The following is a 21,829-nucleotide window of genomic DNA, read 5'->3' as shown; positions in this document are numbered from 1 at the left end:
GGGTTCATGGGGCGGATACTATCTAATCCGCAAAATAGGTTTCACGCGGATCAGTTTCTTACGGTTTTTAATTCGGTACGCAGCTTGAAAATTCCCTTTGGTGCCTTGGTGAGTAAAATGCCGCAAAGCAGGGGGATCATCATAAACAATGATTGTTCAGACAGAACTTCACCGTTGACGTAACAAGATATTAGCAGCGCTACTACCGGGAAAATCAAAAAGCAAATAGATGCTTGGAAAGGTGTCGAAACCTGACCTAATTTAAAGTAAGCAACAATGCCGCCAACACTCGCCACAAAGCCTAGGTAAACCACAGCAGAGATTGAATCCCAAGTGAAAGATTCAATATTCACGTTTTCACCTATAGCTGAAACAGCGAACAAGAATAGAGCTGCAATTAGGCTCGGTACGGCGTTGTAGGTTAGTACTTCAATGCCTTTGCAGTGCTTTTGAACCAGCACATACATCACTGCGTGAATCGCAACAGCAAGGCCTAAGCAAACCGTGCCAATTAGGTAGTCATCGCCACCCATCTGCATTTCATTACCAAGGATTAGACATAGGCTCACAACAGCAGTAATCAAACCGAATATCTGGTGCTTCGCTAGTCGTAGACCTAAGAATAAGCCAGACATCAGCATCACAACCACAGGCATGTTGGCGAAGATGATCGACGCTAAACCTGAAGAGATGTATTGCTCGCCATAGATCATCAACGTAAACGGAATCGCGAAATACATCAACGCAACAATAAGCAGCCATTGGCGCTTACCTTTAGGGAACAGCAGTGGTTGGTTGAAGACTTTCGCCAATACTGCAAGCAGAGGTGCTGCAAGTAAAAAGCGCAACGCAGTAGCAAAAATAGGTGGGATAGAATGCAATGCTACTTCCATAGCGAACCAAGTGGTTCCCCAAATTAAGCAAACAGAGACAAAAAGCAAAATAGTTAGCGACTTCGAATTCATGGTGACTACTCATTAATAATTATTTTAAATCATAGGCTTGTAGCGCCTTAATGACGTGGCACAGTATAGAAAGGTAGTCGGAGAAAAGTTTTGTCTTTTTATCTCTAATTTGAGTTTTTTGTGGAAATTAAATCTCTAGTATGATTATTTTATAGAAAATAAATTCGCTTTAGATAGCTAAAGTAAAGTCATTGTTCTTTGTGAGGTTTAATTTAACTTAAGGAATGGTCAACTCAACGAGTATGGCTGTTGGGTTATTGCTGTTAGCGTAGCAACAAAAAACGCGCCCTCAATGAGGCGCGTTTTTGAACAATACGTTTAAGAGGCTGCGTCTACTGCGTAACAGGCTTGACTTGTTTGGATTGTCTTACCGCAAGGATAAGTTGTGGTAGCAGTGACATCACTATCATGCCGGTCATTAGTGAGTATTGTACTGCAGTGAATGATTCACCCATCAACACCATACCGGTCACGATGCCAGCTACTGGGTTTGCGATGCCACCGAAGGTGAAATCAACCACCGACATACGTTGTAGCAACCACACATACATGCCGTAACCCAGCGCTGTGTTTAGGCCAATCACCCACACGAGTCCCATAGCATTACGAGTATCGAAATGAGTCACGGCATTAACATAAGGCTGCGGGTCGATGAATGCATGAACGCCAGACGCGACAGACAAAATCGTACCACCCAGAATCAACTGCCACGTTAATACCTTCCACCAGTGCATGCGGTTACCCAGTGACTTGGTAATGCTGCTGCCGATGACAATACACATTATTGCGGCGAACATTGCGCCTAAACCGATTGGGTTCAGAGCAATTTGGCTTGGGTTAAACAGTATCCACGCTAAGGTGATCAAGCCAATACCCGAAAGGGCTTGAATCAGATGCGGGCGCTGTTTTTTCACTACCCAGTGGAAGATCATCGCGAACACTGGCACAGAGATCATACCCACACCAGAGATTGCCGAAGGCAGCGTTAGCGCCATCACGAAGATCAAGCCAAAGAAGGTCGCGATATTGATAAGGCCCAGTGTGAAAATGATTTGCCACTCGCCTTTTTTAGGCAGTGTTGGTTTTACTGCTAGCAATAACAAACCAGCAGGTAACGCACGCAAAGCACCCAATAATAATGGTGGCCACTCCTGTAGCGTAAATTGCGTCACTGCATAGGTTGTTCCCCAAAAGAACGCGGGGATCATTGCTAATAATATGTTCATTTAAAATATCTTTACGTTAAGATAACTATTGTGTGAACTGTATACTGAGAACTAGTGGTTGTAAAGTATCTTTATGTTAAACTAGTTTGAAGTAATCAGACTAACAACGGAGCGAGATTGCAAATGGATGCTATCGACCGCGTAGTAGAGCAATGGGCAAAGGAAAAGCCCGAACTAGATACTGAGCCTATGGCAATGATGGGTAGGATTATGCGTATTGCCAAGTATATGGAGACGCAAGTTGCCGAGCTTCATAAAAAATACGACATGAAGCTGGGTGAGTTTGATGTGCTGGCGACGTTGCGACGTTCTGGGAAGCCTTACCGACTGACGCCATCTGAACTGATTGGATCCATGATGCTGACATCTGGCGCGATGACCAATCGCCTTGATAAGCTAGAAGCCAAAGGGCTGATCAGTCGTGAACACAGCAAAGAAGACAGACGCAGCGTGAGTGTCCAGTTAACCAAAGATGGTCTTATTCTGATTGACCAAATGATGACTGAACATGTCGAAATGCAGAAAAAACTGGTTAAATCATTGTCTGCGAGTCAGAAGAAGAACACCAACCAACTTCTGAAAACATGGTTGAGCGCGTACGAGTAGTTTTTCTGATCTTCCTTTAGATTCAATAAAAAACCGAAGCTTAATCGCTTCGGTTTTTTTGTGCTTGTTTAAGAACTTCAAGTACAGCGAATTGGCGAGTTAAGCTTGCAGCATCTCGTCACTGAACAGTTCTGCGCAGCCAATGCCGTTGATGGCGCAGCTTTCATCGATGTCTGAGATGTCACCGCTGACCCCGATAGCACCCAATACCGTTTTATCCTTGTCTCGAATCAGTAGCCCCCCTGGTACTGGCACCATGTTTCCGTGTGCGAGCACGTTTACGGCGGAGATGAATGCTGGTCGGTTGTCAGCATCTTGGGCGAGTTTTCTAGAGGAACAACCCAGTGCGAGTGCCCCCCACGCTTTAGCGATCGCGATGTCTGGTCGCATCATGCTAGAGCCGTCTTGACGTTGCAGAGAAATCAGTTTGCCACCGCTGTCTAAGACGGCGACCGTCAAAGGCTCAGTGTGGATCTTGTTTCCCGCTTGTAAGGTGCCATCGATGATGGTTAACGCTTGTTGTAGAGTCAAACTTCCCATGTTATCTCCTAGTTTTTCAAGGGGCCGTGTACCAAGCTAAGTCAGCCAATCATGACTCTTGTTGGTGAGCATCATTGACTGATTCAGTTCGGTACAAGAGTCCTAACTGGACTCTTGTAACAGCCCATAGCTGGGTAAAGTTAGGAAGGCAGCGAACTCATCGGCTGTAGAAAGTTGATAGAAAAGATCAGCTGTCTCTTCAAATCGACCTGCTGCATAGCGCGAGTCTCCGACTTCATGTTTTATGGTGTCTAGCTCTTGGTAAAGCCAAGAGTGGAATAGTGATTTGGTAAAGGTTTGGCCATCATCAAGTGTTACCCCGTGGTGGATCCATTGCCAGATATTGGCTCTCGAGATCTCAGCGGTCGCGGCATCTTCCATAAGGCCGTAGATAGGCACACAACCGTAGCCTTGGATCCAAGCCTCAATGTAATAAAGCGCAATGCGTATATTCTTACGTACTCCTGCTTCGTCGCGACTGCCTTCACAAGGCTTTAGCAACGTGTCGGCATTGATCACATGCTCTGGGCTTTGGAAATCCATTTGGTTTACTTTGCCATCTAAGTGCTTATCGAATATCGACATTGCCAAATCAACCAGTGCAGGGTGCGCGACCCATGTGCCATCGTGTCCGTTTTGAGATTCTCTCTGTTTGTCTTCAATGACTTTGGCCGTCACTCGCGCCATTTCTTGCGGGTCTTTTGCTGGAATAAAGGCTGACATCCCACCCATTGCTAATGCGCCACGAGCGTGACAAGTGCGCACCAACAGTTGGCTATAGGCGTTGAGGAATTCTTGATCCATGCCGATCCCGTGGCGGTCTGGCAAGATGCGGTCTTTATGGTTTTTCAGCGTTTTGATGTAGCTGAAGATGTAATCCCAACGGCCACAGTTCATCGCTACGATATGATCACGCATGGCGTATAAGATCTCTTCCATTTGGAATACGGCTGGCAGAGTTTCAATCAACACGGTCGCACGAATGGTGCCTTTGGGTACGTGGAAATAGTTTTCGGTGAAGCTGAAAATATCGTCCCACCACTGTGCTTCTTCCATGCTCTCAAGCTTGGGAATGTAGTAGTAAACCCCTAAACCTTGTTGTGCTCGTGATTGATAGTTATGGAAAAAGTACAAGGCGAAGTCCATCAAGCAACCGCCGATAGGCTGATTGTTGAATTGGATGGATTGCTCAGGAAGGTGGATCCCTCGTGGGCGTGCGATCAGCAGTGCAGGATCGTCGTTTAATTGGTAACGCTTCTGCTTCTTCTCATCGAAGTAGCTAATGGTGCCAAGGTTGGCGTCTCTTAGGTTGATTTGCCCTTCGACCATATTGGCCCAAGTCGGGGAAGACGCATCTTCAAAACAACACATGAAGACTTTCGCGCCTGAGTTTAGCGCGTTGATCACCATTTTTCTTTCGATAGGGCCGGTGATCTCTACGCGGCGATCCAGTAGCTCTGGTGGCGGTGTTGCTACCTTCCACTCTTTATTCTGACGAATGGAGATGGTGTCCTTTCTGAAATTGGGTAACTCGCCGTTGTCATATTGAGCTTGTTTTATGTCGCGGTCATTTAGCAGGGTATGACGGCGATCTCCAAACTTATTAACAAGGGCTTCTAAGAACTTTAATGCATCTTTAGACAAGATCTCTTTGTACTCGGAGTTGTCCATATTCCCGAGTACCTGCATACACTGTACTTCTTCTCTCTCTTTTACGTCATTCATCATTGTTGTCTCCTTTGAACAATACGATGTAACTTTGTATACAAAATGCTCTTTTTAAGGATATTTATATTGTAGAAATTGTAAACAATCAAACGGTATTTAACATTTATTTATCATTTGGTCTTTTTGTAATTTATTTTTACGTAAAGATATTTTATGTAAAGCAATGAATTGTAAGCTTTTCAGGGTAAGTGCGTACTTAATGTGATGGGTTGATGTAACAAAATTGTTTCATTCTGGGGTTGATAAATAGCGAGGATGGTTCATAGTACACAAAAGTTAGTTTAATTGTATACAATCTGAACTGGAGGTTCGAATGGCAATTATGAAAGCGATTGAAGCAGCGGTAGAGGTGCTTAAACGTGAAGGTGTAGACATCGCATTTGGTGTTCCCGGCGCAGCAATTAACCCTATGTATGCGGCTATGAAAAAACTCGGAGGAATCGACCACGTCTTAGCTCGTCACGTAGAGGGTGCATCCCATATGGCTGAAGGGTACACGCGTACTAATCAAGGCAATATAGGTGTGTGTATTGGTACTTCTGGTCCTGCGGGAACGGACATGATCACGGGTCTTTATTCTGCGACTGCAGATTCGATTCCAATTCTATGCATCACCGGCCAAGCGCCACGTGCTCGTCTTCACAAAGAAGATTTTCAAGCGGTCGATATTGAATCTATCGCTAAACCAGTGACTAAATGGGCGACTACGGTGCTGGAACCTGCACAAGTGCCACGCGCATTCCAAAAAGCCTTTCATTTAATGCGTTCGGGTCGCCCGGGTCCAATCCTGATTGATCTACCGATTGATGTTCAGCTGGCTGAGATTGAGTTTGATATCGATACCTATGAGCCGCTTGAACCATACAAACCAAAAGCGACACGCGCGCAGGTTGAGAAAGCATTAACCATGATGTCTCAATCTGAAAAACCGCTGATTGTATCTGGTGGTGGCGTGATTAACGCTGGCGCGTCTGAATTGTTGCAGCAGTTTGCCGAGATCACTGGTGTTCCTGTGATTCCAACCTTAATGGGTTGGGGCTCGATTCCGGATGATCATGAGTTAATGGCGGGTATGGTAGGGCTACAAACCTCTCACCGTTACGGTAATGAAACCATGCTTAATTCTGATTTCGTGTTTGGTGTGGGTAACCGCTGGGCTAACCGTCATACCGGTTCTGTGGATGTTTATACCGAAGGCCGCAAGTTCGTACACGTCGACATTGAACCGACGCAAATTGGACGCGTGTTCTGTCCTGATTTAGGCATTGTCTCTGATGCGAAAGCAGCACTAGAGCTAATGGTTGAAGTGGCGCAAGAGTGGCGTGATGCTGGCAAGCTGCCGAACCGAAATGCTTGGGCAAGTGAGTGTCAGGAACGCAAGTCGACCATGCTGCGTAAAACCAATTTTGATGAAGCACCAATGAAACCGATGCGTGTTTATGAAGAGATGAACAAGGCATTTGGTCGTGACACTTGTTATGTGAGTACGATTGGTTTGTCGCAAATCGCTGCCGCTCAGTTCCTGCATGTTTATAAGCCGCGTAACTGGATCAACTGTGGTCAAGCTGGCCCGCTAGGTTGGACAACACCAGCCGCATTGGGTGTCCGAGCGGCTGATCCAAATCGCGATATCGTCGCTATCTCTGGTGATTATGATTTCCAATTCATGATCGAAGAACTGGCGGTAGGTGCTCAGTTCAACCTGCCATACATCCATGTACTGGTGAACAACTCTTACCTAGGTTTGATTCGCCAAGCGCAGCGCCAATTTGATATCGATTATTGTGTACAACTGGCGTTTGATAACCAGAACGCACCAGAGCTTGAAGGCTACGGGGTAGACCATGTCGCAGTTGTTGAAGGCCTAGGTTGTAAGGCGATTCGAGTTCGTGAACCAGAGCAAATTGCAGCAGCGTTTGAGCAAGCAAAAGAGCTGATGAACAAGCATAAAGTCCCGGTTGTTGTTGAGCTGATTCTTGAGCGAGTAACCAACATAGCGATGGGCGTTGAGATTAATGCGATCAACGAATTTGAACCGCTTGCCGAAAGCCGCGGTGATGCTCCAACGGCGCTGGCGTACAAGTAATCATTAAGTAATGTGTATCCGTAGAGCTGAGGTTTAGCCCTACGGAAAGCCTCCGATAGAGCGAGGCTTTACTACAAACAACCAGATTATTTACAGATAAAGAATAAGGACAGAGTCATGGCAAAATTTGCAGCAAACTTGTCAATGTTATTCACGGAAGTCGATTTTATGGATCGCTTTGAAGCCGCCGCAGAAGCGGGCTTTCAAGGTGTCGAATACCTTTTCCCTTACGCCTTTGATGCCGATGAGATTAAACAAAAGCTCGACGCTAATAACCTAGAGCAAGTGCTATTTAACCTGCCCGCGGGTGATTGGGATGCTGGCGACCGTGGTATCGCGGTCGACCCTGCACGCGTTGAAGAGTTTCAAGCGGGTGTACCTAAAGCCATCGCTTACGCAAAAGCACTGGGTTGTACTCAAGTGAATTGCTTGGCCGGGATTGTTCCGCAAGGTGTTACTCAACAAGACGCGCAATCAGCGTTTGTGATTAACCTGCATTACGCGGCGAACGCGCTAGCAGCAGAAGGTATCAGTCTAGTGATAGAAGCGATCAATACCCGTGATATTCCGGGCTTCTTCTTGAACACGACTGAGCAAGCCAAAGCGATTATCAAAGAGGTAGGGAGCGATAACCTTTCTATCCAATACGATATTTATCACATGCAAATTATGGAAGGCGATTTAACGCCGACCATGCAGCAGAACATTGGCCAAATCGCACACGTGCAACTGGCGGATAATCCAGGCCGACACGAACCGGGTACTGGCGAAATCAATTACCCATTCGTGCTCAATTATCTTGATGAGCTTGGCTATCAAGGCTGGGTTGGCTGCGAATACAAGCCAAAAACAACAACGACAGAAGGCCTTGGTTGGCTGCACCAGTACCGTTAATTGCGTCTGGTAACCCTCAAACGTTAAGGAGAACAACATGTCTAAAATTGCATTTATCGGAACTGGCATCATGGGTAAACCTATGGCGAGTAACCTTCAAAAAGCGGGTCATGAATTGATTCTGTCGGATCACTTTAATGCAGCACCTGCCGATCTTGTGGCAGCGGGCGCAACGGTCTACCACTCACCAGCAGAAGCGGCAGAGGCGGCGGATGTCATTATCCTAATGGTGCCTAATACGCCTCAAGTGGAAGATGTCCTGTTTGGTGAGAACGGTGTCGAGCAAGGCCTAATGGCGAGTGGCGCAGCTGGAAAATTGGTTATCGATATGAGTTCAATCTCGCCAATCGCGACCAAAGCGATTGCCGCACGAATCAACGAAGGTGGCGCGTCATACCTAGATGCTCCGGTATCAGGTGGCGAAGTCGGCGCTATTAATGCAGCGCTGACTATCATGGTTGGTGGTGAGCAAGACGCCTTTGATAAAGCACGTCCGCTATTTGAAACCATGGGTAAAAACATCACGCTGGTGGGTGATAACGGTGCTGGCCAAACGTGTAAGGTTGCCAACCAGATCATCGTTGCTCTGAATATCGAAGCGGTATCCGAAGCCTTAGTTTTTGCTTCGAAAGCCGGTGCAGATCCAGCACGCGTGCGTCAGGCGCTACTAGGCGGCTTTGCTAACTCTAAGATCTTGGAAGTACACGGCGAGCGAATGGTTGAAGGCACCTTTGACCCGGGCTTTAGAATCTCGCTTCACCAGAAAGATCTAAACCTTGCGCTAACGGGCGCACAAGAGCTAGGCGTTGCGCTGCCAAACACAGCTATCGCGCAAGAGCTATTTGGCGAATGTGCTGAAATGGGCGGTGAAGGTTGGGACCACTCTGCGCTGATTCAAGCGATAGAGAAGCGTTCTGATCACTCAATTCGCTAATCCTTAACGAGTAATCCGTCTAAATAATTGGTTTTGTCGTTTCTGCTGAAACTAAAACCAATGAATCCGGGCTAGCTTCGAGAAGTTAGCCCCCAGTTTCAAACAGTTTGTTTATAAATCGCGTAGTTTCGTCTCCTTTTATACGCGTTCCTGATATGAGGCAGAGGTTGAAGTTGTTCCTTTCCAACTTGATCTTAGCAGGCACCCTTTAGCCTTGTATCGGGGTTCTTTTTTTCTCCGTCAACTAAGGAGTGGCTGATGGACATTGATGCTAAGCAGTTTCTGCAAACCCTTTTCTCAAGTGCTGTTAATCAGGCGCTACCTAAAAATCACATCGAACCTTTTCTTCCTCAAGACATTTTTTATCGCTCTGCTAACCAAGCTGGGCGAACTGTGGTGATAGGAGCAGGAAAAGCAGCCGCATCAATGGCAGCTGAGCTTGAAGCGGTTTGGCAGGCAAAGAAACAACAAGACCTTGCGTTGCGTGACCTTGAAGGCCTGGTGGTGACTCGTTATGAGCACACCGCCCCTTGCGAACATATTGAGGTGATTGAAGCGGCGCACCCAGTTCCGGATGCGATGGGCTTAGAAGTAAGCCAACGTATGCTGCAATTGGTGAGTGACTTGAGCGCTGACGATACGGTTATTTGCCTACTGTCTGGCGGTGGCTCTGCATTACTAAGCTTGCCCGGTGGCGACATCAGCTTGGCAGAGAAGCAACAAATCAATAAAGCACTGCTTAAATCTGGCGCGGCTATTGATGAGATGAACTGTGTGCGTAAGCATTTATCGTCAATCAAAGGTGGGCGACTAGCAAAGGCCGCTTACCCGGCAAGAGTCGTCTCATTGGCGATTTCAGATGTGCCGGGCGATGACATCAGTGTGATTGCATCGGGCCCAACCGTACCAGACACCGCCACCCGCTTTGATGCGATGGCAATACTGGAACGTTATCGAATTGAAACACCACCTTCGGCATTTGAATGGTTGAACAACCCAGAATCAGAAACCGTGAAACCAGATGACGTCTGTTGGAAGAACGCCGAGCATCATATTATCGCAACCCCAATGTCAGCATTGGAAGCTGCCGCTGCAGAAGCCGAAGGCTTGGGTATTCCGGCTTATGTGTTGAGTGATTGCATAGAGGGGGAAGCGCGAGATGTCGCGAAGGTTCATGCTGCGCTGGCTAAGCAAGTGGCAAATCATAAGCATCCATTTGAGGCGCCTTGCGTGATACTTTCTGGTGGCGAAACCACAGTAACCGTTAAAGGCAATGGTCGCGGTGGGCGTAACTGTGAGTTCTTGTTGAGCCTATATAACGAGCTCAAAGGCCAAGACAATATATTTGCATTGGCTGCCGATACCGACGGGATTGATGGTGTGGAAGACAATGCGGGCGCGTGGATTACACCTCAAACATGGCAACAAGGTTCGAGCCTGTCGCTTAAAGCGCAAGACTACCTCGATGCCAACAACAGCTACGATTTCTTCAAGCAAGTCGATGTGCTTCTTACCACGGGCCCGACGTTGACCAATGTGAATGACTTCCGCGCGATATTGATTCTTTAATTTGAACAGCTCAAAAACACGGTATGGAATGGTCGCTTCTTAACAAATAGAGCGACCATTTTATTGTTATCAATGCTGTGACCTTGAGTTCTGAAATTATCTTCTGGACTAATGAAGCACGTTGATTACTATGATTTCAGTAACGAGCTGTAAAGGATGCAATATGTCTAGGATCAGACAAAAGAATCAAGATTTAATCATCGAAGTCGCGTGTGAACAATTCGCCACTCATGGTTATGCCGCAACAAAAATGGCCGATATCGCAAAAGCGGCCGACATTCCCAAACCTAACGTATTCTATTATTTCAGCTCTAAAGATAAGCTCTACAGCGCTGTGCTTGAAACCGTCACTCAGCCCTTACTAGAAGCGTCTCGTCCGATTGAAGAACTCAGCGATCCTGTTGAAGCCTTGTCTCAGTATATTCAAACCAAGCTGATCATTTCTCGCGACCATCCACATGCCTCTAAGGTATTTGCCAATGAAGTGATGTCTGGCGCTAAAGTATTGCCGAAAGAGATTGGCGATGAGCTGTATAAGCAATCCCAGATGATCCTCGATAAGTTCTCAACGTGGTCAGCACAAGGCTTAATGGATGACGTCCCTGCACACCACCTGATGTTTACCATCTGGGCGGCTACTCAAACCTACGCTGATTTTGGATGGCAGATTTGCAGCGTGATGCAGAAAGAACAGCTCGATGATAAAGACTATGCCGATGCCGCTCAGTTCATCACACAGTTAGTGATTAAAGGCTGTGGTGTGAAAAGCTAATGTTGTTTGAACGTTTATCTAGGTGTGTGAGTGACTATAAGCACAGAACCTCTTTTGTGACCTGTTGTGCAATAACTCATTTATCTTGAATTCGGTTCGATTAGGTATGCCATTTTATTTAAATGACAGGTTATAGTATCGCGAAAATTGGCGGCACTTACTCTTCTGAAAAGCGAAAAGCTGGAAACTTATAGATGAAGCCGCTAACAATATTACACGCACAACATTAAGGTTTAGCAATGACGCTTAAAAGCTTGGCATGCACCATCAGCGCAGTTCTGCTTGCAGGTTGCGGTTCAACGGTCGCGACGCAAACATACAACGCTGATCTGATCATCACCAACGGACAGGTTCTCACCATCAATTCAGAAATGGATGTGATTGAAGATGGTGTTGTTGTAGTGAAAAACGACCAGATCATCGCAGTCGGTACCGAGGATTTAATGACTCAATATCGCGCAGAAAAAGTGATTGATGCTCAAGACGGTATTGTTATGCCAGGTATGGTCAATGCTCATAACCACCTTCCTATGATTGCGTTTCGCGGTTTAGGTGAAGAGGGTATTTCCAACCGATTATTCGCTTACTTCTTCCCGCTTGAAGCCGAAAAGCTAAGCCGTGAACTGATTTATAACGCGACCAAGCTAGGCAGTATCGAGTTGGCACAAAGTGGTGTCACGACTTATGCCGACATGTATTACCACATGGATGAAATGGCAAAAGCGACCAAAGAAGTTGGCCTGCGTGCGGTGCTCGGCGAGACCGTGATTAAGTTCCCTGTGGTAGACGCTAAAGAACCTTATGGCGGTATCGATTATGCCAAAGGCTTCATTGAGCAGTACCAAAACGACGAGCTGATTACACCTGCTTACGCACCACACGCGGTGTACACAGTGAGCAAAGACAAGCTTCAAGAAATCAACAAACTGTCTGCTCAATATGATGTGCCGGTGTTAATTCACGTTGCTGAATTCCCAAATGAAGAGAAGCGCATCAAAGATGAAACTAAGGCCACGTCGCCAGTCGAATACATGAGTGAAATTGGTGTGCTGGACGAGCGTGTAGTCATTGCTCACGGTATCCACCTTTCAGAGAGCGATCAAAAGCTTCTAAAGCAAGCTGATGCAGGGATCTCATACAACCCAATGGCGAACGCTAAAGGTGCAACCGGCATCGCACCAGCATGGGATATGTACCGTGCTGATATGCGAATCGGCTTGGGAACCGATGGCCCAATGAGCTCAAATCAAGTCGATATCATGCGTACCCTAAGCTACGCTGCAAATATGCAACGTTTAAAGCATTCTGACCGCACTATCATGATTCCTGAGCAAGTGATTGAAATGGCGACCTTAGGTGGCGCTAAAGCCTTACACATGGAAGACCAAATTGGTTCTTTGAAAGTCGGTAAAAAAGCAGACATAGTGATTGTCGAGACACAATCAGCGAACATGATGCCAAGCTACGACCCATACGCGACCTTGGTTTATCAAGCGAACCCAAGCAACATCGACACGACCATTGTTAACGGCCAAATCGTAATGGAAAACCGCGTGATGCAGACGGTTCAACTGGACGACATCCGCCAAAGCGTTGATGAGTTTGAAGCCGACATTACTGAGTTCGCGAAAGAACTGTCTAAGAAAGCGATTAAGTCGAAGAGCTTGATGGATTAGGACTTAAACCTGGCTTTAGTAATCGAACAGAATGAATAAGGCCGACAATATGTCGGCCTTTCTTGTTTAGATAAGCTCAAAATACACGAACTTTAATTATTCATCGCCAGCTTACCTAGCTTCATGGCTGCCGCATGGTGGCGGTGCATCAGTTGCTCCATGTCTACGCCAATCACAGCGCCATCGTTAACTCGCCACTTGCCGGCAACCATCACTTTATCTGCTTGTTGAGCACCACAAAGCAATAGTGCAGCGAGTGGGTCGTGGCTGCCAGAGAAGCGAATGTCATCAAGCTTGAACATCGCGATATCGGCTTGTTTGCCAACTTCTAACGTGCCGATATCCGTTCTGCCCATTGCAGCGGCAGATCCTGAGGTTGCCCAGCGCAATGCATCAAAGTGTGAAACGTTGGCGGAACCGTATTGCAGGCGCTGTAGGTACATCGCCATGCGTACTTCGGCAATCATATTGGAGCCGTCATTCGAAGCCGATCCATCCACACCAAGCCCCACTTTTACGCCAGCCGCTTCAAGGTCGTTGTTCTTACAAATACCGGAAGCCAACATCATATTGGAGGTAGGGCAGTGGCTAATACCGATTCCCGCTTTACCTAAACGTTTGATCTCTTCTGGATTGAAGTGAATGCCATGAGCAAGCCAAGTGCGTTCGTTTAACCAACCCACATCCTCTAGGTAATCCACAGGGCGCAGGTCAAACTTCTCAATACAGAAGTCCTCTTCATCAAGTGTTTCACATAAGTGCGTGTGCATCATTACGTTCTCACGCTCACTTATCTTAGCGGTTTCTTTCATCAGATCTGTGGTGACAGAGAACGGCGAACAAGGCGCGAGTGCGATTTGAATCATCGCCCCTTCATCACGCTGGTGGTAATCACGAATCAAGCGTTGGCTGTCATCAATGATGGTCTGCTCGGTTTGAATGGTGTGTCTTGGAGGTAGCCCACCTTCATCCTCCCCTAGGCTCATAGAACCGCGAGTGAAAATTGCTCTTACACCCAGCTTCTCGGCCGCCTCGACTTGTAAATCAATAGCGTGCTCAAGCCCGTTTGGTAATAAGTAATGGTGATCGGAAGCTGTAGTACAACCCGACATCATAAGCTCAACCAGAGCAAGCTCTGTAGCAAGGCTCATCATCTCCGAATCGAGGTTGGCCCAAACTGGGTAGAGGCTTTGTAGCCAATGGAAGAGTTCTTTATTGAGTGCGCCGGGGTAGGCTCGCGTTAGGGTTTGATAGAAGTGGTGGTGCGCATTGATAAGCCCAGGAGTCACAACATGACGAGAGGCGTCGACGCTGTAATCTACGGGTAAGGTCGGCTCTTTGTGTTTGCCAACCAGCTCAATGATTGTATTACCTTTAATGACAATGCCGCCTTCTGCATCAGCGTGTGAGCCAGTGTAGATTGCGAGAGGATTCTTAATCCAGATGGTTTCCATTCATAGTAGTCCTTAGCCATCTCAGCCTTTTCAGGGAAGAGGGTCTTTATTTGGTATTTGTTGTTGAAAGATAAATTCGAATCAAGGGCGATGAGACATTCACTGTTATCGTTACGCCCGTGATTCTACGGAAATCGGTTTTACGCTCGTTAGCGATTTATCTAGTTCGTTTTTGGCTCAGGGTTATCTGATGCCGCTTGAACGTCTGCTTCTGTACTTGCTTGTTGAATCTCTAATTGCTCGTCTGAGTGTCGTTCTTCTTCAGCTTGCTCTTTCATTTCTAGCTCAACTTGCGCTTGGCTTTCGGCCAGTGCTTCTTGCTCTTCTGCTCGTGAAGATTTCGGCAACACAAGGTTTAGAAGAACCGTCATGATGGTGCCTGTTGTAATGCCAGAATGAAGAAAGTTCGCTAGATCATGCGGCAAGTGTTGCAGCAATCTTGGTTCGAAAGTGACGGCCAAGCCAGACGCCAAACCTACACAGATTACCAAGGCATTTCGCTTGGTGTCTGCGGCTTTGATCAACATGCGGATACCCGCGTAGGCAATCATTCCGAACATCACAAACCCCACACCACCTAGAACAGGTTTCGGAATCGTGACGGCAATAGCGGCTAATTTCGGGAATAAACCGCCTAAAATTAGCAAACCACCGGTTGCAGCCACTACATAACGACTTGCTACACCTGTGATACCCACAATACCGACGTTTTGGCTGAACGATGCCAGTGGCATTGCCGTTAAAATCGAAGATAAGGTACTGCCAAGGCCATCGCCCAATAGACCACGTTTTAAGTCTTTACCGGATACTTGGGTTTGGCAGTTGTTGCCAAGCGCCATGAAGTCACCGGTTGCTTCAGCGATAACCACGATGTACACCAAGCTCATGCTGATGATGGCACTCGCAGAAAAGGTGAAGCCATATTTGAAGGGTTCAGGGCCGCCAACCCAAGCGGCAGAACTTATTTGCTCGAGGTCGACCATGCCAAGCGATAGCGCCACAATGTAACCGCCCGCTAAACCAATCACGATAGCTGAAGCAGCAACCGCGCCTTTACAGTAAACCGATACGCCGACCACAATCCCTAAAGATACAAGGGCTAGAAACAGCTTTGGTAAGGTCGCGAATTGTTCTGTGTTGGCAGGAGAGTCTCCGACCCAATTCATGGCAACCGGTAAAATGGTTAAACCGATTAAGGTAACCACCACACCACTTACCACGGTTGGGAACAGTTTCCGAACCTTGTCCATGTAGAAGCTGGCACCAATTACCACGAATGAGCCGATAAGTGCCGAGCCCATAATAGCGGCGACACCGCCTTCATTGCCGATTGAAATGGCGACGCCCAAAAAGGCAAAGCTCGAACCCATCACAACGGGCAGCCGAATACCAACAGGGCCAAAACCGAGACATTGAGCGACGGTCACAATACCTGACGCCAGCAGCGCAGCATTGATCAGCGAAACGATCTCGGTGTTAGGCAAGCCAATTGACGCGCCGACAATAAGGGGAACAGCGACGATGCCACCAATCGAGGCGAGCATGTGCTGTAATGCGAGTAGGAAGGTTAAGCCGTGAGGCGGTCTTTCATTTAGGGTGTACAGAAGTTTCATTTGATATTCCTCTGCCTGCGTTTCCGTTTACAGGCGATTGGCGGTCAAATAATGACTTCTACAAACTGCGTAGGGTCATAAAAAAGTGCACTGAATCGGTAGGGTTTCTGCTCTCTCGTCATCAATGCAATTAGCTTTCTTAAAAATGTTGTTCTAGCATGTGTCTTGATAGCTCGGCCTGCGAACAAGCCAAGCGATAGTTACGTTGGGTGATTAACCGATGAACACGAGCTTCGCGACAAAAATAGCCGCTAAGAAGTACATCGAAATCGAGACGTCTTTTGTTTTACCTGTCGCCAGTTTCAGCACTGTGTAGGTAATGAAACCCAGTGCGATACCATTCGCGATAGAGAAGGTCAGAGGCATCATTAACGCTGTAATGGCTGCGGGAGCACCGTTGGTGAAGTCTTTCCAATCAACGTGCTGCATGCTGCTCATCATCACGAACGCTACGTAAATTAACGCGCCAGAGGTTGCGTAAGCGGGGATCATGCCAGCAAGCGGTGATAGGAAAATTGCCGCTAAGAACAATACGCCAACCACTATTGCTGAAAGGCCAGTACGTGCGCCTGCTGCAACACCGGCTGCACTCTCTACATAACTGGTTACTGGTGGACAACCCACACACGCACCTGCCACGCTTGAAATACTGTCTGCTTTCAGTGCTTTGCTCAGGCCTTCAATCTTACCCGTTTCAGGATTGGTCAGATTTGCACGCTCAGCCACACCCATCAACGTACCGGCTGTGTCAAACATGTTTACAAAAAGGAAAGCCAAGATAACGCTGATCATCGATACGTTCAGTGCGCCTGCGATATCCATTGCCATAAAGGTAGGAGCTAGGCTTGGTGGTGCAGCGAAGAAGCCATCGTAGTGAACTAGGCCAAGCATCATGCCGACTAGCGTTACACTCAAAATACCGATAAGCACCGCGCCAAACACTTTACGCTCACTCAGAACCGCAATGATCAAGAATGCAATCGCAGCAAGCAGAGCTTCTGGTTTCGTGAAGTCACCCAATGAAACCAAAGTTGCTGGGTTTTCGACGACGATACCCGCTGTTTTTAAGCCAATTAGACCTAAGAACAAACCAACGCCCGCAGTCATGGAGTAACGTAAACTCACAGGGATACTTTCAATGATCCATTGGCGGACTTTGTAGAAACTCATCCCGACAAACAAGATACCTGAGATAAACACCGCACCCAGTGCCACTTCCCAGCTGTAGCCCATTTCGCTTACTACAGTGAACGAGAAGAAGGCATTCAAGCCCATGCCCGGTGCAAGGCCGACAGGCCAGTTCGCAAATAACCCCATTAACAAACAACCGATAGCTGCACCAATACAGGTTGCGACGAATACCGCTCCTGCATCCATACCCGATGCGGCCATAATTTGTGGGTTAACGAAGATAATGTAAGCCATGGTTGCGAAGGTGGTGACACCGCCGACCAACTCATTTTTCACACTGCTTCCGTGTGCCTTAATTTTAAAGAGTTTCTCTAAAATTCCGTTATTCGCATCTTGGTTGAGTATTTCTGTTTTACTCTCACTCATGTCAGCAAGTCCTTTTATGTTGTGATCCATTTATTGAATACAGCGAGATTTCAATATTAAGTTTTAAGGTTTTTTCCTAGCCGCTATTTCTTTAGCTATCAGTTGATTAGTCATCAACTCTCTAACTAATAACGTTATTAGTATTTTTATATGAGCGTGTTTAGTGAGTGCACACCTTTTGGGATGCACACATCACGCACTAATCTGTTTAATATTTGTCGGTTGAGCCTAGTTCGAAGTTCTAGGTCACGGGACTAACTGCCCCGATAAGTCGAGAAACTGTATGGTGAGACTAAAAGCGGAACGTGGTAGTGCGCATCGGGATCATCCAAGCCGACGCGAATAACCACATCGTCTAGGAAAGGCACGCCATCCAATTCCACACCTTTGTTTTTGTAGTAGTCGGCTACATAGAATACCAATTGATATTTTCCCGGTCGGAATTCATTCCCAGCCAGAATCGGCGCATCGGTTCGGCCATCGGAGTTGGTGAGCACGGTCGCCAGCTTTTCTGTTGAGTCTTCGTTTACCTTATAAAGCTCTACCTTGATCTCTGCGCCAGGCAAGCCGTGTGTGGTGTCTAATACGTGTGTTGTTAATCTTCCCATAGTCCTTTAATAGCGCTTTTGGCGCTCCTCTGTTCCGTGGTTTATCTGTCTGTTTCGACCTTGCAAAGAGTGCAACTGGTCACTTTGTTATCACTAACTATGTACGAACTGTACACAATTAGTAAAGCGAATTGTTGAAAAAATGTTAACTATTGTGTCTTTTTTTCTGGCTTTATAGATCCTGATTATCGTTTTTTGGTGAGGTTGTGATTTGTTAAGTTATTGTTTTTAAATTACAAAAGTAACGAAATTTAACTTGAATAACAAAATCTTTACATTGAGATAAATAATTGTATACAATAAATGTACAGGGGTAAGGTTACTCGGTTTTGAAATAACCAATAGCGGAATCACCAATAGAAGAATCATATTGATGAACCAGCTAAAGAGCGGCTAAGCCAACCACTTATGTTAGGAGTACTTGGATGAATAAGGATTATTCAAGAAATTTGATCGGTTACGGAGCTAATCCTCCAAACCCTCAATGGCCAGGTAATGCGCGCGTCGCGGTTTCTTTTGTATTGAACTATGAAGAGGGCGGTGAGCGTTGTTTGTTACATGGAGACGACGAGTCTGAAGCTTTTCTTTCAGAGATCCCGTCAGCACAGCCGATCAAAGGCGAACGTCACATGAGCATGGAGTCCATCTATGAATATGGTAGCCGTGCGGGTGTGTGGCGTGTTCTTCGCTTGTTCGATGAATATGAAATCCCACTGACCGTCTTTGCGGTTGCAATGGCGATTGAGCGTCACCCAGAGGTTGCCAAAGTCATGGTCGAAGCGGGTCACGAAATCTGTAGCCACGGTTATCGCTGGATAGACTATCAATATATTGATGAGTCTGAAGAGCGCGACCATATGACCAAAGCGATTGAGGTTATCCAACAAGTGACGGGTCAGCGCCCACAAGGTTGGTACACAGGTCGAACAGGTCCAAATACGCGTCGCTTAGTCGCAGAAGAAGGCGGTTTTCTTTACGACTCAGATGCCTATGATGATGACCTGCCTTATTGGCACACCGAGACTGGTCATCCGCAATTGGTGATCCCTTACACACTTGATGTGAACGACATGCGTTTTTCAACGGCGCAAGGCTTTAACTCTGGTGAGCAGTTCTTCCAATACCTAAAAGACACGTTTGATACCCTTTATATGGAAGGCGAAACCGCACCGAAAATGATGTCGGTTGGGTTGCATTGTCGTCTGATTGGTCGCCCCGGTCGTATTGCTGCATTAAGACGTTTCTTAGATTACGTAAAACAGCACGACAGCGTGTGGTTATGTCGTCGAATCGATATCGCCAACCACTGGCACCAACATCATCCATATCAACCAAATAACGCTAATCATCAACAGCAAAAGTAGCAGTGAAGCAAGGAGGCTTAACGTGACTGAATTTCGATCATGCCAACCAACAACCATGGACCGCGATACCTTTGTCGCTCACTTTGCTGATGTTTACGAACACAGCCCGTGGGTTGCAGAAGTGGTGTATGACCAAGGTTTGAATGCCGAAGATGATCATATCGAGAATCTTCATCTAAAAATGGCATCAACCTTGTTAAATGCCGACCAAGGCAAACAGTTGGCTTTGATCAATGCTCACCCAGATTTAGCGGGCAGAGCAGCAGTAAACGGCGAACTCACCGAGTCGTCGACCAAAGAACAAGCGGGGGCGGGCATCGACCAGTGCAGCGCCGAAGAATTTGAAAAATTCACTTCTTACAACAACAGCTACAAAAGTCGCTTCAATTTCCCTTTTATCATGGCGGTGAAGGGAGCCAATCGTTACCAAATTCTTGAGTCGTTCGAGATGCGATTAGGAAATGATAGTGAAACTGAGTTTGCTACGGCGATTCAAGAGATCAACAAGATCGCGATGTTTCGTCTCTGGGATATGTAAGTTAACGGAGTTAACAGCTATCTCAGCCCAGTCTTAGTGCGTTAAAGGTTTGATTTGTAAAAACATAAGCCACTAAGTTCTCATTTTATTATTACTTGATTAATTTCATAGGATTACACGGACATGACCCATAAATTTGAACAGTACATAAACCTTGCAGACGAAAAACTCGGCGCAGAAGCTATCTTCGCAACCGACGATTTTTTCGCAGATAAAAGCCGTCTACTCAGCCACGCAGCGCCAGAGTGGAAAGACGACTTATATGACGACAACGGCAAGTGGATGGACGGCTGGGAAAGCAGACGCAAACGCGGCGAAGGTTACGACTACTGTGTCGTTCGCCTTGGCCTAGCTGGCACCATTGCTGGCGTTGATATTGATACCTCATTCTTCACAGGTAACTTCCCACCTTCGGCATCAATCGACGCGTGTTATTCACCACAAGGTGAGCCAACAGATTCAACAGAGTGGCAAGAAATTCTGCCTTCAATGGCACTACAGGGTGATCATCATCATCTTGAAGACATCGAAAGTGACCAAGTATTTACGCACCTACGTTTGAACATCTACCCAGACGGCGGTGTCGCACGTCTACGTGTTTATGGCCGACCAAGCGTGGATTGGGACGCAATAGATTCTCAGCAACAAGTTGACCTAGCAGCCGTTGAACACGGTGGCCGAGCACTCGCATGTAGCGATGAGCACTACGGTAACAAAGCCAACATCTTAGGCCCAGGCCGTGGTGAAAACATGGGTGATGGCTGGGAAACAGCACGTCGTCGCACACCGGGTAACGATTGGGTAATCGTGGCATTAGGCCACCCAGGTAATATCGAACGTATCGTTGTGGATACGGCACACTTCAAAGGTAACTACCCAGACAGCTGCTCAATCCAAGCGGCTTACGTGAAAGGTGGCACCGACGACCAAGTGGAAACACAAAGCCTATTTTGGCGTGAACTCTTGCCAGCACAAAAGCTGCAAGCGCATGAGATTCACGAATTCATTTCTGAGGTAAACGACCTTGGTGCGATTACCCACGTACGTGCAAACATATTCCCAGATGGTGGTATCAGCCGTTTGCGTCTGTTTGGTACGAAAGCGAAATAGGTAAGGAAATGAGTATGAGTAATGGAATACGTCGTTTATCTATCGAACCGTTAACCAAGCAGGCTTTTGCAGAGTTTGGCGATGTTATCGAGTCCGATAATAGTGATTTCTTCATGATCAATAGTGGATCAACACGTCGCTACCACAAGCTAGCGACAACGGATGTGCAAGACCAAGATGGAGAAGCCATCATCAGCATCTTCCAAGCCACACCGTTGAGCTACCCACTGACCATCAAAATGTTAGAGCGTCATCCACTTGGCTCTCAGGCATTCATTCCATTACTTGGTCAACCCTATTTAATTGTTGTTGCGCCAAAAGGCGACGATCCAACATTAGCCAATAGCCGAGCTTTCTTGAGCAACGGTCGTCAAGGAGTGAACTATCACAAAGGGGTGTGGCATCACCCAGTGCTCGCCCTCACCGATCAAGACCAGTTCTTGATCGTCGATAGAGGCGGAGAAGGACATAACTGTGATGAAGTTTATTTTGAGAACGACCTAGTGGCATTGCATTTGGAAGATATGCCAACGGAAGACAACAAGGAAGAGCAACGCTTAGCTAAAGCGTTGTGATACAGGAGTTTATT

General features: G+C 46.9%; 19 protein-coding genes. 11 read left to right on the top strand and 8 right to left on the bottom strand.

Annotation, left to right across the window (positions count from 1 at the left end):
- Positions 1 to 50 precede the first annotated feature (50 nt).
- Complete coding sequence (locus tag AB4375_RS17370) at positions 51 to 965, bottom strand: DMT family transporter (protein ID WP_017069053.1); 915 nt, start codon at positions 963 to 965, stop codon at positions 51 to 53.
- Positions 966 to 1,297: 332 nt separating this feature from the next.
- Positions 1,298 to 2,191, bottom strand: coding sequence for a DMT family transporter (locus AB4375_RS17365; RefSeq protein ID WP_017071977.1), 894 nt, complete (start codon positions 2,189 to 2,191; stop codon positions 1,298 to 1,300).
- A gap of 123 nt (positions 2,192 to 2,314) precedes the next feature.
- Between AB4375_RS17365 and AB4375_RS17360 the strand changes: the two genes are divergently transcribed.
- On the top strand, positions 2,315 to 2,797 hold the full coding sequence (locus AB4375_RS17360) for a MarR family winged helix-turn-helix transcriptional regulator (protein ID WP_017061583.1): 483 nt from the start codon (positions 2,315 to 2,317) through the stop codon (positions 2,795 to 2,797).
- A gap of 99 nt (positions 2,798 to 2,896) precedes the next feature.
- Here AB4375_RS17360 and AB4375_RS17355 read toward each other — a convergent pair whose 3' ends face one another.
- A complete protein-coding gene (locus AB4375_RS17355) occupies positions 2,897 to 3,337 on the bottom strand; it encodes a heme-binding protein (protein WP_004732837.1) in 441 nt (146 codons plus the stop codon).
- Between the two features lie 102 nt (positions 3,338 to 3,439).
- On the bottom strand, positions 3,440 to 5,065 hold the full coding sequence (gene aceB, locus AB4375_RS17350; RefSeq protein WP_372052131.1) for a malate synthase A: 1,626 nt from the start codon (positions 5,063 to 5,065) through the stop codon (positions 3,440 to 3,442).
- Between the two features lie 313 nt (positions 5,066 to 5,378).
- On the opposite strand from aceB, the gene gcl reads away from it, so the two are divergent.
- The 6 genes from gcl to AB4375_RS17320 all read left to right on the top strand — a co-directional run bounded on the left by gcl (position 5,379) and on the right by AB4375_RS17320 (position 12,996).
- The gene (gcl, locus tag AB4375_RS17345; RefSeq protein WP_372052130.1) at positions 5,379 to 7,151 is read left to right on the top strand and encodes a glyoxylate carboligase; all 1,773 of its coding nucleotides are present in this window, start codon (positions 5,379 to 5,381) and stop codon (positions 7,149 to 7,151) included.
- Between the two features lie 117 nt (positions 7,152 to 7,268).
- Positions 7,269 to 8,045, top strand: coding sequence for a hydroxypyruvate isomerase (gene hyi, locus AB4375_RS17340; RefSeq protein ID WP_102398175.1), 777 nt, complete (start codon positions 7,269 to 7,271; stop codon positions 8,043 to 8,045).
- Between the two features lie 37 nt (positions 8,046 to 8,082).
- Positions 8,083 to 8,979: a 2-hydroxy-3-oxopropionate reductase gene (locus AB4375_RS17335; protein WP_371713802.1), complete on the top strand. Its 897-nt coding sequence runs from the start codon at positions 8,083 to 8,085 to the stop codon at positions 8,977 to 8,979.
- A gap of 258 nt (positions 8,980 to 9,237) precedes the next feature.
- On the top strand, positions 9,238 to 10,548 hold the full coding sequence (locus AB4375_RS17330) for a glycerate kinase (protein WP_372052129.1): 1,311 nt from the start codon (positions 9,238 to 9,240) through the stop codon (positions 10,546 to 10,548).
- Between the two features lie 163 nt (positions 10,549 to 10,711).
- Positions 10,712 to 11,320: a TetR/AcrR family transcriptional regulator gene (locus tag AB4375_RS17325; RefSeq protein WP_372052128.1), complete on the top strand. Its 609-nt coding sequence runs from the start codon at positions 10,712 to 10,714 to the stop codon at positions 11,318 to 11,320.
- Between the two features lie 239 nt (positions 11,321 to 11,559).
- Positions 11,560 to 12,996, top strand: coding sequence for an amidohydrolase (locus AB4375_RS17320; RefSeq protein ID WP_372052127.1), 1,437 nt, complete (start codon positions 11,560 to 11,562; stop codon positions 12,994 to 12,996).
- A 92-nt stretch (positions 12,997 to 13,088) separates the two neighbouring features.
- Here AB4375_RS17320 and AB4375_RS17315 read toward each other — a convergent pair whose 3' ends face one another.
- The 4 genes from AB4375_RS17315 to uraH form a co-directional block, all read right to left on the bottom strand.
- A complete protein-coding gene (locus tag AB4375_RS17315) occupies positions 13,089 to 14,450 on the bottom strand; it encodes an 8-oxoguanine deaminase (protein ID WP_372052126.1) in 1,362 nt (453 codons plus the stop codon).
- Positions 14,451 to 14,611: 161 nt separating this feature from the next.
- On the bottom strand, positions 14,612 to 16,063 hold the full coding sequence (locus tag AB4375_RS17310) for a nucleobase:cation symporter-2 family protein (RefSeq protein WP_372052125.1): 1,452 nt from the start codon (positions 16,061 to 16,063) through the stop codon (positions 14,612 to 14,614).
- Between the two features lie 213 nt (positions 16,064 to 16,276).
- A complete protein-coding gene (locus AB4375_RS17305) occupies positions 16,277 to 17,620 on the bottom strand; it encodes an NCS2 family permease (protein ID WP_372052123.1) in 1,344 nt (447 codons plus the stop codon).
- 254 nt (positions 17,621 to 17,874) lie between these two features.
- Positions 17,875 to 18,228 carry a hydroxyisourate hydrolase gene (uraH, locus tag AB4375_RS17300; RefSeq protein WP_372052121.1) on the bottom strand — a complete coding sequence of 118 codons (354 nt, stop codon included), beginning with the start codon at positions 18,226 to 18,228 and terminating at the stop codon, positions 17,875 to 17,877.
- Between the two features lie 425 nt (positions 18,229 to 18,653).
- On the opposite strand from uraH, the gene puuE reads away from it, so the two are divergent.
- The 4 genes from puuE to AB4375_RS17280 all read left to right on the top strand — a co-directional run bounded on the left by puuE (position 18,654) and on the right by AB4375_RS17280 (position 21,815).
- Positions 18,654 to 19,592 carry an allantoinase PuuE gene (puuE, locus tag AB4375_RS17295; RefSeq protein ID WP_372052120.1) on the top strand — a complete coding sequence of 313 codons (939 nt, stop codon included), beginning with the start codon at positions 18,654 to 18,656 and terminating at the stop codon, positions 19,590 to 19,592.
- A gap of 22 nt (positions 19,593 to 19,614) precedes the next feature.
- Positions 19,615 to 20,130 (top strand): 2-oxo-4-hydroxy-4-carboxy-5-ureidoimidazoline decarboxylase, encoded by a 516-nt coding sequence (gene uraD, locus AB4375_RS17290; RefSeq protein ID WP_371724933.1) that lies wholly within the window; start codon positions 19,615 to 19,617, stop codon positions 20,128 to 20,130.
- A gap of 123 nt (positions 20,131 to 20,253) precedes the next feature.
- Positions 20,254 to 21,240: an allantoicase gene (alc, locus tag AB4375_RS17285; protein ID WP_017069066.1), complete on the top strand. Its 987-nt coding sequence runs from the start codon at positions 20,254 to 20,256 to the stop codon at positions 21,238 to 21,240.
- A 14-nt stretch (positions 21,241 to 21,254) separates the two neighbouring features.
- Positions 21,255 to 21,815 carry an ureidoglycolate lyase gene (locus AB4375_RS17280; protein WP_017061598.1) on the top strand — a complete coding sequence of 187 codons (561 nt, stop codon included), beginning with the start codon at positions 21,255 to 21,257 and terminating at the stop codon, positions 21,813 to 21,815.
- Positions 21,816 to 21,829 lie beyond the last annotated feature (14 nt).

The sequence above is a fragment of the Vibrio sp. 10N.261.51.C6 genome (assembly GCF_041471785.1).
Taxonomy (GTDB): Bacteria; Pseudomonadota; Gammaproteobacteria; order Enterobacterales; family Vibrionaceae; genus Vibrio; species Vibrio crassostreae_C.
Note: the sequence above shows the minus strand (reverse complement) of the source record. Positions and strands in the feature narration are given on the sequence as shown.